General features: G+C 28.1%; 16 protein-coding genes and 2 tRNA genes. 6 read left to right on the top strand and 12 right to left on the bottom strand.

Going from position 1 to position 15,557, the window contains the following annotated elements; translation table 11 throughout:
- The first annotated feature begins 32 nt into the window (after nt 1-32).
- Nucleotides 33-347: a DUF4870 domain-containing protein gene (locus tag METOK_RS04985; protein ID WP_013867130.1), complete on the top strand. Its 315-nt coding sequence runs from the start codon at nt 33-35 to the stop codon at nt 345-347.
- Nucleotides 348-439: 92 nt separating this feature from the next.
- Here METOK_RS04985 and hemA read toward each other — a convergent pair whose 3' ends face one another.
- The 7 genes from hemA to METOK_RS04950 all read right to left on the bottom strand — a co-directional run bounded on the left by hemA (nt 440) and on the right by METOK_RS04950 (nt 6,754).
- Nucleotides 440-1,609: a glutamyl-tRNA reductase gene (hemA, locus tag METOK_RS04980; protein ID WP_048057892.1), complete on the bottom strand. Its 1,170-nt coding sequence runs from the start codon at nt 1,607-1,609 to the stop codon at nt 440-442.
- A 13-nt stretch (nt 1,610-1,622) separates the two neighbouring features.
- Nucleotides 1,623-2,243, bottom strand: a complete 621-nt coding sequence (locus METOK_RS04975; RefSeq protein WP_048058052.1) for a precorrin-2 dehydrogenase/sirohydrochlorin ferrochelatase family protein — start codon at nt 2,241-2,243, stop codon at nt 1,623-1,625.
- 144 nt (nt 2,244-2,387) lie between these two features.
- Nucleotides 2,388-3,503: a glycosyltransferase family 4 protein gene (locus METOK_RS04970; protein ID WP_013867127.1), complete on the bottom strand. Its 1,116-nt coding sequence runs from the start codon at nt 3,501-3,503 to the stop codon at nt 2,388-2,390.
- 118 nt (nt 3,504-3,621) lie between these two features.
- Complete coding sequence (locus METOK_RS04965; RefSeq protein ID WP_013867126.1) at nt 3,622-4,206, bottom strand: DUF655 domain-containing protein; 585 nt, start codon at nt 4,204-4,206, stop codon at nt 3,622-3,624.
- 180 nt (nt 4,207-4,386) lie between these two features.
- Nucleotides 4,387-4,710 (bottom strand): RNA polymerase Rpb4 family protein, encoded by a 324-nt coding sequence (locus METOK_RS04960; RefSeq protein WP_048057891.1) that lies wholly within the window; start codon nt 4,708-4,710, stop codon nt 4,387-4,389.
- A gap of 80 nt (nt 4,711-4,790) precedes the next feature.
- Nucleotides 4,791-5,087, bottom strand: coding sequence for a 50S ribosomal protein L21e (locus METOK_RS04955; protein ID WP_013867124.1), 297 nt, complete (start codon nt 5,085-5,087; stop codon nt 4,791-4,793).
- Nucleotides 5,088-5,326: 239 nt separating this feature from the next.
- Nucleotides 5,327-6,754 carry a tRNA pseudouridine(54/55) synthase Pus10 gene (locus METOK_RS04950; RefSeq protein WP_013867123.1) on the bottom strand — a complete coding sequence of 476 codons (1,428 nt, stop codon included), beginning with the start codon at nt 6,752-6,754 and terminating at the stop codon, nt 5,327-5,329.
- 387 nt (nt 6,755-7,141) lie between these two features.
- On the opposite strand from METOK_RS04950, the gene METOK_RS04945 reads away from it, so the two are divergent.
- The 4 genes from METOK_RS04945 to npdG all read left to right on the top strand — a co-directional run bounded on the left by METOK_RS04945 (nt 7,142) and on the right by npdG (nt 10,729).
- Nucleotides 7,142-7,495, top strand: coding sequence for a UPF0058 family protein (locus tag METOK_RS04945; RefSeq protein ID WP_013867122.1), 354 nt, complete (start codon nt 7,142-7,144; stop codon nt 7,493-7,495).
- 104 nt (nt 7,496-7,599) lie between these two features.
- The gene (gene cca / locus METOK_RS04940; RefSeq protein ID WP_013867121.1) at nt 7,600-8,955 is read left to right on the top strand and encodes a CCA tRNA nucleotidyltransferase; all 1,356 of its coding nucleotides are present in this window, start codon (nt 7,600-7,602) and stop codon (nt 8,953-8,955) included.
- Between the two features lie 132 nt (nt 8,956-9,087).
- Nucleotides 9,088-9,924, top strand: coding sequence for a sugar phosphate isomerase/epimerase family protein (locus METOK_RS04935; RefSeq protein ID WP_013867120.1), 837 nt, complete (start codon nt 9,088-9,090; stop codon nt 9,922-9,924).
- Between the two features lie 130 nt (nt 9,925-10,054).
- A complete protein-coding gene (npdG, locus tag METOK_RS04930; protein ID WP_013867119.1) occupies nt 10,055-10,729 on the top strand; it encodes an NADPH-dependent F420 reductase in 675 nt (224 codons plus the stop codon).
- Between the two features lie 16 nt (nt 10,730-10,745).
- Here npdG and METOK_RS04925 read toward each other — a convergent pair whose 3' ends face one another.
- The 4 genes from METOK_RS04925 to METOK_RS04910 all read right to left on the bottom strand — a co-directional run bounded on the left by METOK_RS04925 (nt 10,746) and on the right by METOK_RS04910 (nt 13,670).
- Nucleotides 10,746-11,195 (bottom strand): flavodoxin family protein, encoded by a 450-nt coding sequence (locus METOK_RS04925; RefSeq protein WP_013867118.1) that lies wholly within the window; start codon nt 11,193-11,195, stop codon nt 10,746-10,748.
- Between the two features lie 24 nt (nt 11,196-11,219).
- Complete coding sequence (locus METOK_RS04920) at nt 11,220-12,572, bottom strand: signal recognition particle protein Srp54 (protein WP_048057890.1); 1,353 nt, start codon at nt 12,570-12,572, stop codon at nt 11,220-11,222.
- Nucleotides 12,573-12,638: 66 nt separating this feature from the next.
- A complete protein-coding gene (locus METOK_RS04915) occupies nt 12,639-13,199 on the bottom strand; it encodes a UbiX family flavin prenyltransferase (RefSeq protein WP_013867116.1) in 561 nt (186 codons plus the stop codon).
- 386 nt (nt 13,200-13,585) lie between these two features.
- Nucleotides 13,586-13,670: transfer RNA gene (locus METOK_RS04910), tRNA-Leu, on the bottom strand.
- Between the two features lie 135 nt (nt 13,671-13,805).
- Here METOK_RS04910 and METOK_RS04905 point away from each other — a divergent pair.
- Nucleotides 13,806-13,923 (top strand) — tRNA-Met (locus METOK_RS04905).
- A 110-nt stretch (nt 13,924-14,033) separates the two neighbouring features.
- On the opposite strand, the gene mmp10 is transcribed toward METOK_RS04905, so the two are convergent.
- Nucleotides 14,034-15,311 carry a methyl coenzyme M reductase-arginine methyltransferase Mmp10 gene (mmp10, locus tag METOK_RS04900; protein WP_048058051.1) on the bottom strand — a complete coding sequence of 426 codons (1,278 nt, stop codon included), beginning with the start codon at nt 15,309-15,311 and terminating at the stop codon, nt 14,034-14,036.
- Nucleotides 15,312-15,557: the final 246 nt, after the last annotated feature.

Below are 15,557 nucleotides of genomic sequence, written 5' to 3'. Positions count from 1 at the left end.
GTAAATATATAAACTATTTTAGGAGGGGCAATATGAAAACTTCATTGGGTTTGGATGAAAATATTGAAGGTTTGTTATGTTATGTTCTTGGCTGGATAACTGGCATTATATTTTTATTGATAGAAAAAGACAGTAAATTTGTTAAGTTCCATGCAATGCAATCCTTAATAACATTTTTAAGTTTAAGTATATTGGCATATATATTGGGTTATATATCCGGAGCTCTTGCATGGTTGGTAAATATATTAAGTTTTATATTGTGGATATTGGGTATGTATAAAGCATATAAAGGAGAAATGTATAAATTCCCAATATTTGGAGATATAGCTGAAAAACAGCTAAAATAACCATAATAGTAAATATAAACGCTATTTTTATATTTTAATTTTTTTAACTTTTTTTATTTTTATATTATATTTTTAATATTATTTTTAAAGATTTATTGATTTCTTTTTGATAATATATTTACAATGTTTTTAATAGTATTTTTTTCAATATCTTCATTATATGCCAATTTAACGAAATCATGGATTATTCTTTTTGCAAAAACTTCTGAAAATTTTTCTAAAACTTTTTCTGGTTCTTTACCATTATCCACCATTTTTAGGGCTTTTTTAAGCTCTTTTTTTCTGATACATTCAATATAATTATCATAATTCTTTATAACATCTTCAACATCAAGTTTTTTAAGTTGCTTTGAAAGAGCTCTGAACTCATCTTCAATAATAGCTTCGACAATAGGTATCTCATTTTTTCTCTTTTTTAGATTTTCATCCGATACTAATTTTAAATCGTCGATGGTATATAGCACAACATTTGGGAGCTCCCTCACATTATCATCTACATCACGAGGATTTGCAATATCCACAATTATCTTTTTTCCCACAATATTTTCAAGATGGGATTTATTTAATATATAATGCGGAGAGGATGTAGCACAAATGATTATATCACTAAAATTCAAAGCCTCGTTAAGTTTGTCAAAATGAACTGCCATGCCCTTTAACTCATTTGCAAGCCTTTCTGCCCTTTCATAAGTTCTATTTGCAACTACTATTGCCTTTACATTCTTTTCAATCAGTGCCTTTGCCACAAGCGTTCCTATTTCTCCCGCCCCTATAACCAATATATTTTTGTTTTCCAGACCCACAGTTTTTTCAACGAGCTCAACAGCAGCACTTCCTATGGATATCCCTCCTTTGTTTATCTTTGTTTTTCTCCTAACCATCTGACCTACATGCACAGCCTTTAAAAATATGGTATCTAAATATTTTGTGGTTTTTCCAAGTTTTTTTGCATTATAATGACTCTTTTTTATTTGACCGATAATTTGGTCTTCACCAACAATCATTGACTCAAGTCCTGATGCTGTTCTTAAAAGATGAATTATAGCATCATGACCTTCTAAAACCTTGAAATCTTTAAAATCATTCTTTAATCCATTCAATTCTCCCCCACAATATGATTTGTCAAAATAAGCTTCTATTCTATTACAGGTTTGGAGCAAGATACAGTTATCATATTTTTTGTAAAATTCTTCTTCATTAAACCTTAATCTTTCGAGCTCAGGTATAGAATATTTTTTATAATCGGCCATGAACAACAACATAATTACACCAATTTTATTTGTATTTATCAACCAATTCTAAAAATTCTCTTTTAAAATCTTTATTTTTAAATATCTTTTCAAGAATCCTTTTTCTATCCTTCTGCGAAGAAATATTATTTTTTAAAAAATCTCTTATACTATTTTGGGCATCTATGTCATACTCATGATTTTTTAGGTAGTTTTCAACAAGTTTTCTTATATTTTTAGCTATTAAAGGGCTTTTTCCTTGCGTATATACTGTAAAATATATATCATCCACATTGCAGTAGGCAGGTATTATTAAATTTATATTCTTTTCAAAAGTAGAGGAACTGATAAATTTATTTAATTTTTTTGAAATATGAACTATTCTTTTATTATTTTTTTCATCGATTGCAGAAATAATAAAATCGTATTTTTGAATAATATTTTTTAAATCGTCATTGGATAGATTGTTTATATCGCATGTTATAAATTCAACATTTCTATAATTATTTTCATATTTATTGATTTCCTCTTGGTCAATATCTTTTGAATAGATGGTTATTTTATAAGGATTGGCATTTAATAGTTTATTAAATCTCCTTTTCCCAACATCTCCAAATCCAAAAATACATACTTTAAATTTCTCTAAATTAACAAATATCGGTATCATCATATTAATCATTAACTTTTAATTTTAATTTTTAATTTTAATTTTTTAGTTATTTTAGTTTATTATAATTCTTATTTTTATTTTTAGTTTATTTCTTTATTTATTATATTTTTTTATTATTTATTATTTATTAGATATTTATTATTACTCAATTACTAAATTATTATATATTTCATTTACTCTTTTTGCAGATTCTTTCCATGAAAATCCTTTTGAAAATCTTTTCCCATTTTTTCCCATTTCTCTTCTTAAATCTTTATCATTAATTAGAATATTTATTTTTTCCCTTAATACATTTGGATTTTTTGGTTCAATTAAAAAACCGTTAAAATTGTCTTTAACTAGTTCAGGAATTCCCCCAACATTTGTGCCAATAACAGCTTTTCCCGATGCCATGGCTTCAAGCAATACCATTCCAAGACCTTCTGAAATGGATGGAAGCACTAAAAAACTGCATTTTTTAATATATTCTGCTACTTCTTTCTGATTCTTTTTCCCAAGAAGTTCGATGTTTGATATATTTTCCCTATCAATTTTAGTTTTAATGATATTAAATAAAATACCATCCCCAATGAGTTTAAAATTGAAGTCGATATCTTTAACAGCATCAATTAAAATATCGATACCTTTCTGCGGAACAAATGAACCAACAAAAAGTCCATAATTTTCATCCCTATTGATATCATAAAATAAATCAAAATCCACGCCATTATATATCACTTCTGTTTTATTTTGATAGGCTTTTGGAAGTTGATATTTTAAAAATTCACTTACACAGATAATTTTATCGCAGTTTTTTACGACATAATTAAAAAATAGTTTTCCTAGGGGATTTTTTGATAATCTCAATATATCGCTTCCATGAAGTGTCAATATATGTGGAATATTGTATTTATTTTTTAAAATAGCTCCTAAAAACCCCTGAGGAAATGCATAATGACTGTGGATTATATCGATATCCTTATTATGTAGGAGCTCCTTTCCAATGTTATATCCGTTATAAACATAACTTATCCCCCTAATTTTTGGGATGTAGGGAACATTATGTATGCAAATATTGGAACTATTGAAGTTATAGCTGTTATTATCTCTATTATTGCTATTATTACTATTGATTTTTGATTTATAGTTTAGAATATGGAATTCATAATCACTATTATTTAGTTTATTTAGTTTATTCAATTCTTTTATTATGTTTTCCACATGAAATGTAATTCCTCCTATATATGGGTGAAATATTGTAGGCATTAGTATCTTCATAATATCCCTTAAAAATAAAGCTAACAATAAAGTTATAAAGTTATAAAGTTATAATAGATTAATAAAATTAAAAATAATAAAACTAAATTAAATAAAATATAATATAAAAATATTTATTCTATTGTTGATGTTCTTTCCACTGCACAAATAAATAGTATTTTTGAGGTTCTTTTAATTCTTCCTCTATCCTTTTTGATATGGCGTCTAATAAATTTCTATGAACCCTTTTTTCAACATCTTCAAAACTTTCAAAAGGTTTGGCTTCCCTTTCCTCGATTATTTTCCACATAGTAGTTTTACCGATACCTGGAAGAAGTTGAAGAGAGTGCATTTTATTCGTTATTGGTCCGCATTCATTTATAAATTGGATAAATTTTTTTTCATTCCTTTTAACTGCCTCTTTTATAACATAAAATAACTCTGTTTTTGCAGTGGGTGTTAGTTCTTCATATTTTAACATTCTTGAAATATATTCAACCTTATCCCTCTTACCTTTTCCAATATACACCCTTTCCCCTATTTCAACAGTTTTATCATCTTTTAACACCAATTCCATTAGAACAAACTGTTTTTCACCAAAACCCTGTGCAATAGGCTTTCTTTGATGAAGAGGTCTTTTATCATCGGGATAACCATATTCAAGGAAATCCAAGACATAGGCATAATTCTCAAATTTTCTTTTTTTAGATTTATATTTTTTCATACTATACACCCTGTAAATTAAAATTATAAATTATAAATTAAATGTTATTAAAATTAAAATTATATATATTTTTATTTAATATGGATTTAAAATTTTAACAGCAATCTTAATAATGGAACTAAAAAGAGAAATTATATAATTATTATGTTTTTATTAAATTATATATTATTATTTTATTATTTATTTATATTGGCTTACAACATCCAATATTTCTTCCGAATTCTTTGGAATATCGGATTTATAGAATATTAACTTTAAATCTTCCTCATCATCTGGAAGTATATCAGCTATTTTAATTGCTGTTTTTTCATCTAATCCAAGATTGATTAATTCTTTAACGAGATTTTCTGCATCTTCTGCACTCAACTGTGCAAATTTTTCTAAGTAATCCAATGCACACCCGTGTTCATAAGATAACTCGCTAACATTTGCCTTATTCGTCATTATCTCTTTGGCATGAGATATTGTAACATACCTTTCAGAGATTAATTCTTTTCCAATCATAATAATACCCATCTTAAAAAAGATTTTTATAAATTAAAAATTAATAATTATAAATATCATAAAAATTATATTTAAAATAATTATGCTTTACATTCTCTAAGGTGCTGTGGTCTAACAATTATGTCTTTATATTTATTTCCATCCTTTACCTTAACAATAAATGCATTTCCTCTTTGACCAACAACAGTTCCTGTTTTTCCGTGGAATTTTGGATGAGGCATGCCTTTTTGAACTGATGGGTCAATTATAACATGAACTATTTCTCCTTCTTTATATTCTTTCAGAGCTCTTGTGATTGGAAACAATCCTTTTTCTCTTGGGTGTTTTTTAAGTTTGTATCTTGTTTTACTTCTAAATCCTTCACTTTTTTGTGCCATAATCATTCCTCCTATATTTTATGTTTAATGTGTTTCAGTATAAACCATTTACGATATATAAATATAATGTTATTAACATATATCGTTTTATATATAAATATATTTTATATAATAACTATATACTATCTTATAAATAATTTCACTATAATATTTATTTTAACTATAAAAAGTTATTGTTTTAAAAGTTATTATTTTATTCTATATTTATTCATAAATTTAATTATATTCATAATAAAAACTTAATTTTCTTCATTTTCTATATCATGAACATTTAACACATCGAGCATTTTGCAGATGCATTTTTTATTTAATAACTCTGAAACCGATGGAGATGTTCTTCCTTCGTCTCCACTTATGAGCTCCTTTATATATAATCCACCATCACAGTATAATGTGAGCTCGAAGGTTTTGGCATCTATCCTTTTAGCATCTGCTTTATATACTTTACGAACCCTTACCAAGTCTGCTCTTCTGTGAGATACCCTTATAGGGGTTCTTTGATTTATGGTTAAATTTTCAAGTTTATTCACGAGCTCTGAAATTTCATCATCACTTATTTCTTCTTCGCATTCTACAACAGCGAGATAGGTTTTTTTATGGGGCTCATTTTTGAAGAAAACAACATCTTTTCTAACGCCGTAATCTAAATCAAGAATTTCAACCTTTCCACTTTTATTTACTTCTTCTTTGAGTTTTTCTAAATCTGCCTTTCTTATTTTTGGTTCTTTTATTTGAAGAACAAAAGGTCTTCCATTTCCAAGCATCCTAACATCAATATCTTCCCTACCAGCACCGTGAAACGCTTCATCTGCTCCTTTAAATACCTTCATAAAAGGTTCTGCTATTATCTCCTCCACAGAGGTTGGATACTGTTTTCCAGTGTAATTACATTTTTCGCATCCTTTTCCCTTACAATTCCTACAAGGCCAATGTGTTTGTGGAATTCCCCTTTCAAGCTTTTTATATCGTCCTTTTATAAATATTGGATTTACTTGCAATTTTATTTTTTTATTGTATGGATTTATCATAACAACGATATCGGGACTGATTTTATCAACGATTTTTCCAGTTTTTTCAACCAATATCTTACCCATAATTCTGTTGAATTCCTGTCTTATACTTTCCATATAAGGTGTTTCAAGTTCTTTTTCAAGTTGTTTTATGCTCTTTGGGAGCATAGTTCCCACTAAAAATTTTTCATATTCATAATCATTTAATAAACTCATTACCTTTTCTGAAATGATTTCTAAATTTTCCTTATCAAAAATATTTTTACACCAAGGGCATGGTTCTACATTTTCTTCCTTTTTTTCATCTATTTCTTCGCTTATTTCTTCTTCTAATATATCCATTAATTTTATTTCAGTTAATCCACTTTTATAGAGATATTTTAACTGTTCTTTTATTTCGGATATCTCTGATTTTAGTCCTTTTATCCCATTATTTTCTAATTCTTTTAATTCTTCGTTATTTTCTTCTTTTTTATTATTTAATTTATTGTTATAATTTTCCATTAGTATTCGTAGTTTTGATTCCAATTCAATAGCTTTTGCAATTTTTAGCGATTTCCCTCGTTCATAGTTTGATGTATGGAGTAATTTTGCATAGAGTCTTCCAAAACATCGATGACATAACGGATATTTTTTTAATATGTTTGTAGTATTCATTAAATGACCTCCTTTATTGCTACTGTATAATAGTAGTTATCCTTAAAAATATATAATAAAAGATAAAAATAAAAAAATAATAAAATAGAAATAATTTTGATTTTTTTATTTTTAAATTTTTATAAAATAGAATAGAAATATATTTAACACTAAATTATATATATAAAGATATATAATACATCAACATATTAAACATGGATGATTATAAAAAGATTTCATTTATAATATTTAATTTATCTTATTATACTTAAACATGTGAAAATTTATCTTATTATACTTAAACATGTGAAAATTTATCTTATTATACTTAAACATGTGAAAATTTTCATTTTTTAACTATAATTATTATTTTATTATTTTTTTCATGTTTTATATCGAAGTGATAAAATGCATAAAGAGCAACTTATGGAGCTCCACCAATTCTTTGTTCATGTATATAGGGAGCTCGTCCCAAGTGAATATTCCTGTGAATATATAAAGATTTATGAAGAATTGGATGTTAGACCTCACCATATCCATAAATTAAAGACTGAACAGAGAGCTGCTATTTTTTTATTATCTGCATGTATTGCCAATTATCTCTCTCATGAGGATGATGCAATTTCAAAAAATTTATCTATGAAATTATTGGAAAATGCATTTAAATACATAAATCCAAAATCTGAAAACATGAAAAGATATATCGAGCATTTAAAGGTATTGGAAAATAAAGAATCAGATGATATGGAAAGTGCCATCTAAATTTTATCTTTTTATAGTATATTATTGATAGCTTTTTATTCTTTTATTCTTTTACTTTCTTATTTATTATTTTTATTTTTTATATCAATATCGAGGGATTCACTATGGATAAGGAAAATTTTGAATTGGAGGATGTTAAAGAAGTATTGGATGGATTATTAAATGATATATCTCCTAGTAAAGAAGAAGAAACGAAAATAAAGGAATTCTCTAAAAAAATAATAAATGAATTATATGATGAATTAAACAATGAAAAATTAAGGCATTTAATTGTGGATATAGTTCAAGTAGGCTCTACTGCTCGAAATACCAATTTAAAAAATGATTACGACATAGATATTTTCATAAGATTCAAAAAAGGTGTAGATAAAGAAGTATTAAAAGAGACTGTTTTAAAAATAGGTAAAAAGGTAATAGAAAAATTAAACGGTAAATATTGGATAGAGTATGCAGAACATCCATATATATCAGCAAAGATTGGAAGGTATGACATAGATATAGTGCCCTGTTATAAACTGAATTGGGGGGAAAATATAGTGTCTGCTGTGGATAGAACGCCCCTACATAACGAGTTTTTAAAGAAAATGCTGAAATCAAACACATTAAATAATGAGGTTAGACTTTTAAAAAAATTCTTAAAAGGTATTGGTATTTACGGCTCTGATTTAAAAACTAAGGGATTTTCTGGATATCTATGTGAGCTCCTAATAATACATTACGGTGGATTTATAAACACATTAATCGGAGCTCAGAAATGGAAACTTGGAAAGAAAATAATATTAAATGAAATATACAATATTTATAAATTAAATAAAGATTACAAATTTGCCGATTTCAAAGACCCGCTTGTAGTTTATGACCCTGTGGATTTAAATAGAAATGTAGCCGCAGCCCTGAGTAAAGAGAATTTTTGCAAATTTATATTTTATTCATATCAGTTTTTAAAAAATCCTTCAAAAGACTTTTTTTATGATTATCATAAAAATTTAAATGAAAAACTTGGCAATAGAAAAAAAGGAATGCTATTTACATTGGGTATTAGAAGAAACAAAGATATTGTTGATGATGTAATATATCCTCAAATGGAAAAACTACAAAAAAGTATCAATAAAATTTTAATTGAAAATGATTTTGAATTTTTAAGATGTGGAAATTATGCAGATGATGATATGTGTTATCTTTCGTGGGAATTTTTAGTATGGGAACTGCCAAATATTAAGCTTAAAATAGGTCCTCCCGTATTCAATAAAAAAGGCGTAGATAATTTTATAAAAAAGAATGACAAATATTTTGTTAAGGATTGCAATGTATGTGCCTATGTTGAGAGAAACTATAAAAATGTAGATGAGCTCTTCGAGGCTATTGCAGAAGGTAAATTAAAAAAGAAAATTTCGTATCCTAAATATGTTTCTCCTGAAAATGCCGTAATATTCAAAGGCATATATAAGGAGTATGAATAAAATAATTTTTTAATATTTTTATACTAACTAAATTATAATTATATTATGCCTTATAATTATCTTATTTATATCTTATTTTATAGATTATTATTTATTTTATTTAATATATATTTTATTTAATGTGGTGATATTATGAAATTCGGAGTATCTTCTCTTGTATTTTTACCTGAAACCTTGCAATCATCCATAGAAAAGGTTGCTGAAAATAAATTTGATTGTTGGGAAATCGTATGTGAGGGAAGTCATCAATTAACCCCAAAAAATATAAAATATCTTATGGAGTTAAAAAACAGGTATGAGGTAGAAATTGTTGTTCATGCTCCATTCTCAGATTTAAATCCTGCCTCAATGAACGCCAAAGTGAGACAATTAACTACTGACTGTATAATAGAAGCAATTGAGGGGGCATTTGAACTTGACGCAAATGTTGTGACAGTGCATCCTGGATATATTCCACCTTTGTGGTCAAGCTATGTGGAGGAGCTCCTGGATAACAATTTTTCAACATTAAATGATATAGTTGAAGTAGCGGAAGATTATGAAGTTATGATTGGTTTGGAAAATATGCCAAATTATATGGGGGTTTTAGGCATAACTCCTGAGAGTTTGAAAGAGATTATAAAGGATATAGACTCTAAATATTTAGGCATCACCTTTGATATTGGTCATGCAAATACTGCCTGCGGAAATCCAAGTAAATATGTTAAAGAATTGAATAAAATAGGACAGGGTATTGTTCATGTCCATTGCCATGATAATAGTGGAAATGACGATGAACATTTGGCTGTTGGAGAGGGGAATATTGATTTTTTCAGCGTATTTGGGGAATTAAAGAATATAGACTATGAAGGCGTTATATCATTTGAATCTAAAAATATAAGAGATGCAGTTAAAAGTAGAGAGATTGTTAAGGAATTAATATTTAATATAGAATTGGATAAAAAAGGCATATTGAATATAAAAATATAAAATAATTAATAACTCAATAACATATAATTATACTTTATAAATTATATCATAAACTATATATCTTAATCTATAAAATAATAATAATCTATAAGATTATAATTAATATGGGTATAACCCATTTGGTGATAAAATGAAAATAGCAATTTTAGGAGGAACAGGAGACCAAGGTTTTGGTTTGGCACTTAGATTTGCTAAGAATCATGATGTTATAATAGGTTCAAGAAAGAAGGAAAAGGCAGAAGAGGCTTCAAATAAAGCAAAGGAGATATTATCTTCAAAGGGATTAACCTACAAAAATATAATAGGTTTGGATAATAAAGAAGCTTCAAAAGAGGGGGATATTGTTATATTATCATTGCCATATCAACACATATTATCAACATTAAAAGACTTAAAAGAAGAACTAAAAGGTAAAATAGTTGTATCCATTGGAGTTCCACTGGCAACTGCAATAGGAGACAAGGCAACAAGGGTAGTTTTACCACCACAGGGCTCGGTGGCTGAAATGGTTCAAGATTATTTAAAGGATTCAAAGGTAGTAAGTGCATTTCAAAATGTATGTTGTAAGGAGCTCGAAGACGTAGGTAATCCAGTGGACTGCGATATACTTGTATGTGGAGATGATGTTGAATCAAAAAATATCATAAAGTCTCTTGCGGAGGAAATAGATGGAGTTAGAGCCATAGACTGCGGGAAATTGGAATTATCAAAATACATAGAACAAATTACACCGTTATTAATTGGATTAAATATAAAATATAAATTAAAAGGTTCAGGAATAAGAATAACAGGATTAAAAGAATAAATTAATAATTAAAAAATTAAATATTATTTTTTAAATCTTCGGCAAACTTTTTTGCATTTTCAATATCCTTTTTATTTGGATGTCCTTTATTTATACCCCCTATTAATTTAAATATCGTCCAGTTATGAAATCCTTTGCAGTTAAATTCCCCCAATATGTCATATCCCTTGGATTTTAATCTATCCACAAGGGGCTTATGAAATTTATTCAACCAAAAGCCACTTGTTGAAAAAATAAATACGGGTTTATGCCCACATGGAAGGCTATCCGCGAGTTTTAAGAGTTCTTTATTATGTTTTCCGAAGTATATTCCAGAGCCAAATCCAATCAAATCGTATTTTCCAATATCTTCCAAATTTACATTTTCAGGGGCAATAACCTCAGCATTTAATATTTCTGCCATGGCATTAGCTATTTTTTTGGTGTTTCCATGGTGTATGGATTTGCAAATAATCAATGTTTTCATAATATTCCCCTTTTATCTGTTATTTTATTCTTTAAACATTAACTGCCTCATTATTTTGCCCATCGGACCTCCCATTTTAAGCATTTTTCCTCGTTTTAAATTTTGGAATGCATTTTTGGTTGTGGCGTAATATTTTAGGAGCTCCTTTATCTCTTCCTGTTTAACTCCTGCACCTCTTGATATTCTTTTCATTCTTGAAGTTTTAATTATTTCAGGATTTTCTTTCTCTTCCTTAGTCATAGAATCCATTATAATCTTATATTTTTTTAATTTCTGTTCTGTAAGATTTGCAGCATCTTTTGGAATAGCCCCTCCAAATCCTGGAATCATACTCATTATTTGTTTCATAGGTCCCATTTTAGATATAGCCTCCAACTGAGAGTATAATTCATTAAGTGTGAATTTTCCTTTTAATATAGCGTCTATACTTTCCTCCGTATCTTCATCTATTAAATCCTCAGTTTTTTCAAGAAGAGCTTCTAAATCCCCCATTCCTAAAAGTCTTGAAATAAATTTATTTGGGTCAAATGGCTCCAAATCATCTACATTCTCACCGGTACCTATAAATTTTATAGGTGCATTTATCTCAGCCACAGCACTTAGAGCTCCTCCACCCTTTGCAGAACCATCCAATTTTGTAACAAGTATGCTCCCTATTTCGCCTACGGCATCTTTAAATGCCTTAGCCTGATTTTTTGCCTGCTGTCCAAGTGTTCCATCAATTACAAGTATAATTTCGTCAGGATTTACAACATCTTTTATTTGTTTCATTTCCTCCAAAAGTCCAGTTTCTTCCTTATGCCTTCCTGCGGTATCTATTATTAAAACATCCATCTTTTTAAGGTTTTTAATACCTTCTTTTGCAATTTCCATTGGAGTTTTTGTTTTAGTTTCATCACCATATAATGGAACATGTATCTTCTCTGCAAGCTGTTTTAACTGCTGGTATGCCGCAGGTCTGTATATGTCCGCTGCTATTAATCCAGGTTTTAAACCTCTTTTTTGAATATATCTTGCCAGTTTTGCAGCACTTGTAGTTTTACCACTACCTTGAATACCCACGAGTAATATGATATTTTGTTTTTTTGGATTTAACTCCAATTTTTGCCCTTCTTCACCAAGTAATTTTACGAGCTCCTCATAGACAATTTTAATAATATGTTCTTTTTTCGAAAGCCCCTTTGGTATATCCTCATTTATTGCCCGCTTTTCTATTTCTTTGCTCATTTTAAATACGAGTTTTACATTTACATCAGCCTGGATTAGTGCCTTTTGAATGTCTTTAATTACCTCTTTTATGAGTTTTTTATCCACAAATGTAGCATTTTTTATTTTATTTAATGCACTACTAATATTTTGTCCCAATTTATCAAGCATAATTCCACCTAATACCATAAAGTTCTAATATCATAAGTTAACATTTTAATATTTTAATATTTTTAATTATCCTTTCCATCTTTTAAATAAATTGTTTTTTATTCCTAAATTATCCAATATTCTTCCAACTACAAAATCAATAATATCATCTATTGTTTTTGGTTCATTGTAAAATCCTGGAATTGGAGGCATTATTAAAACCCCCAATTTTGAGAGTTTTAGCATGTTTTCAAGATGTATGGCATTAAAAGGCATTTCTCTTGGCATTATTATTAATTTTCTCTGCTCTTTTAAGGCTATATCGCAAACCCTACATATCAAATTGCTAGTGTATCCATTTGCTATTGATGATAAGGTTTTCATGGAACATGGAACTACAACAGCAGCATCAAATATATTTGAACCTGATGCAACAGGTGAAAAGAAATTGTTATTTTCATAGTATTCATCCGATAATTTTATAAAATCATCGACTGTAATATTTAGCTCATGCTGTATTATTTTCTTTGCCGAATTGGAAATTATTAAACAGGTTTTTACATTTTCATTATCCTTTAAAACTTCAAGAAGTCTTTTAGCATAGTGAGCTCCGCTTGCACCACTTACACATATTATTATTTTTTTCATATCAATTCTCCATTATTATTATTGTATTATATTTAGAGAATTATTATTTATATAATATTTTAATTAAAAATAATAAAAATCTTAAAATTCAATTCATCCTTTAAAAAAATGCTACAAAATAACCTTGTTTTGCTTCGGTCGAGACTTGAAAATAATATATATAAATTAATGGATTTATAATTAAAAAAATAGTGCGGGGGAATGGATTTAAACGCATCCTTTAAAAATCTCAAAATTCACTTCGTGAATTATACGATGCCTTAGGCAGTAAAAAAATCCGTAGGGTTTTTTTCTGATTTCTCGCTATCGCTCGAAAAGGATGCTACCGAAAGTCTAAAACGAACGAAGTGAGTTTTGGAGCCTGATAATTATCAAAATAAAATTAGTGCGGGGGAAGGGATTTGAACCCTCGAACCCCTACGGGACTAGGCCCTCAACCTAGCGCCTTTGGCCAGACTTGGCAACCCCCGCTATATACTATTAATTTATAGTTTAAAAACGCATAGTGTAGTTTTACATAATGCTATATAAATCTTTCGGCGAAAAGTATATATATGAGATACTATTATTTAGTGATGCATTTAATAATATTACAGAATTAACAGTGCCGAGGTGGCTTAGGCTGGTTATAGCGCTCGGCTCATACGGATATTCCCAAGGAGCAAATACTCTCCTTGGGTCCTGGGAAACCGAGAGGTCGGGGGTTCGAGTCCCCCCCTCGGCATTTTTTATAGGTCTATTAATTTATATATGTATATATTAAAATTAATTTTTTTAAAATAAAAAATATAGAAAAAATGTTATATAAAATATAAAAAATAAATCAAAATAGGATTAAATAGGTTTTCCAAAGAAATTTATCTTTTCAATTAGTTCTTCAAAAGCATTTTTTTCGAATTCTAAAACCTCTTCTTTTGTCAATATTCCACTTACTTCTCCATCCACCGATAGTTTATCAATGCCCCTTAAAATCATCCTATCTTTTCCATCCCTATTCAATATTTCTTCTGCAATTCTGTCATGAACAAAGGCCATTGGGGGTATAAATACCGTATCTTTTAGTTCATTTAAATCAACAGTTTTTAAATCTTTTGCAGTAATTAAATCTGAAATATCTTTATTAACCTTAACTACATTAATTGGAGTATCTTTAAATATATTTTTTAAAAATGGATAAGATATATTTCCTGTAATTATGGTAGCTTCCGATTTTATTTTATTTCTTAATTTTTTCAGTAATCTCTCTTCATAAGATAGAGCAAATGGTGCATTTGTCAAAGGGTCATAAAGCGGTGTGCCTGTAATTCTTATTTTATCTCCAAATTCCTCAAAAGTTTTCTTTACAATTTCTTTAAATTCTTCAATATTGTGAGTTTCAATTCCTTCTACTATTGGGGCATTTTCAAGAATAAGTCCTTGCTCGGTTTTATTTGCAAACCTCATTAATATTACTGCATGAGCTCCCCACTCTATCAAATCATTAATGGTTTTTCTAAGCTCTTCACCGTCATTTATTCCAGGAACTAATATAATGGCACAATGGACATCGCAGTTTTCACAGAAGTATTTTAAACATTTTAATGATTCTTCTGCGTTTTTATCATATAACCACTCTTTTCTAAGTTTCGGATTTGTAGAAAATACTGAAAATGTAACTTCATCGACCCCATAATCAACAAGATTTTTGGCAGTTTCAATAGAATTAAAACCTTTTCCAGAGGTATATCCAAGATGAATCTTTAAGCCCATATTACCTATATATTTACAGAGCTCCTCTAAATTGGGATAAAAACTAACATCCCCACCACTTGTAATATTTACCTTATCGTATTTTTGGAAAAATAATGCATTTTGAATTTGCTGGATAGCAAGAGGTAATGGTATAAAATCTCCATTAATTTCCCTTACAGAATAGGTGCAGTAATCACAACCTATATTAAATGTGCAGTTTTTACACCCGAATGGTGTTGGATTGGAATTATCCACTTTTTTAAAGTAGCAAAATTTGCAAAATCCTCCGCAATTTTTACCAGGCTCTCCTTTTAAATCAACCAAAAGTTGAGATTGAGATTTTAAGATATCATTGTCATGTTTTGAATCATCAAAACCCATGCTAAATATATCAAGATTGGAATTAACATCTAAATCATTATTAATATTGAAATTCATAAATATCCTCTAATGTTTTATTTTGGTTATTTTAGTATCCTTAGTATCTCATAGTTTTATGAATAAAAATAAAATAATATAATATAAAAAATAATATAATTATAAATATAATAAAATAAATATAAAATTTTGCTAAAACTCTCAAAAAACCATATATTGTAAAGAATAATTAAAAATAAATAAAATTAA

It is taken from the genome of Methanothermococcus okinawensis IH1 (assembly GCF_000179575.2).
In the GTDB taxonomy this organism is placed as follows: Archaea; AGJL01; Methanococci; order Methanococcales; family Methanococcaceae; genus Methanofervidicoccus; species Methanofervidicoccus okinawensis.
This window is presented reverse-complemented; position numbering and strand designations above follow the sequence as displayed.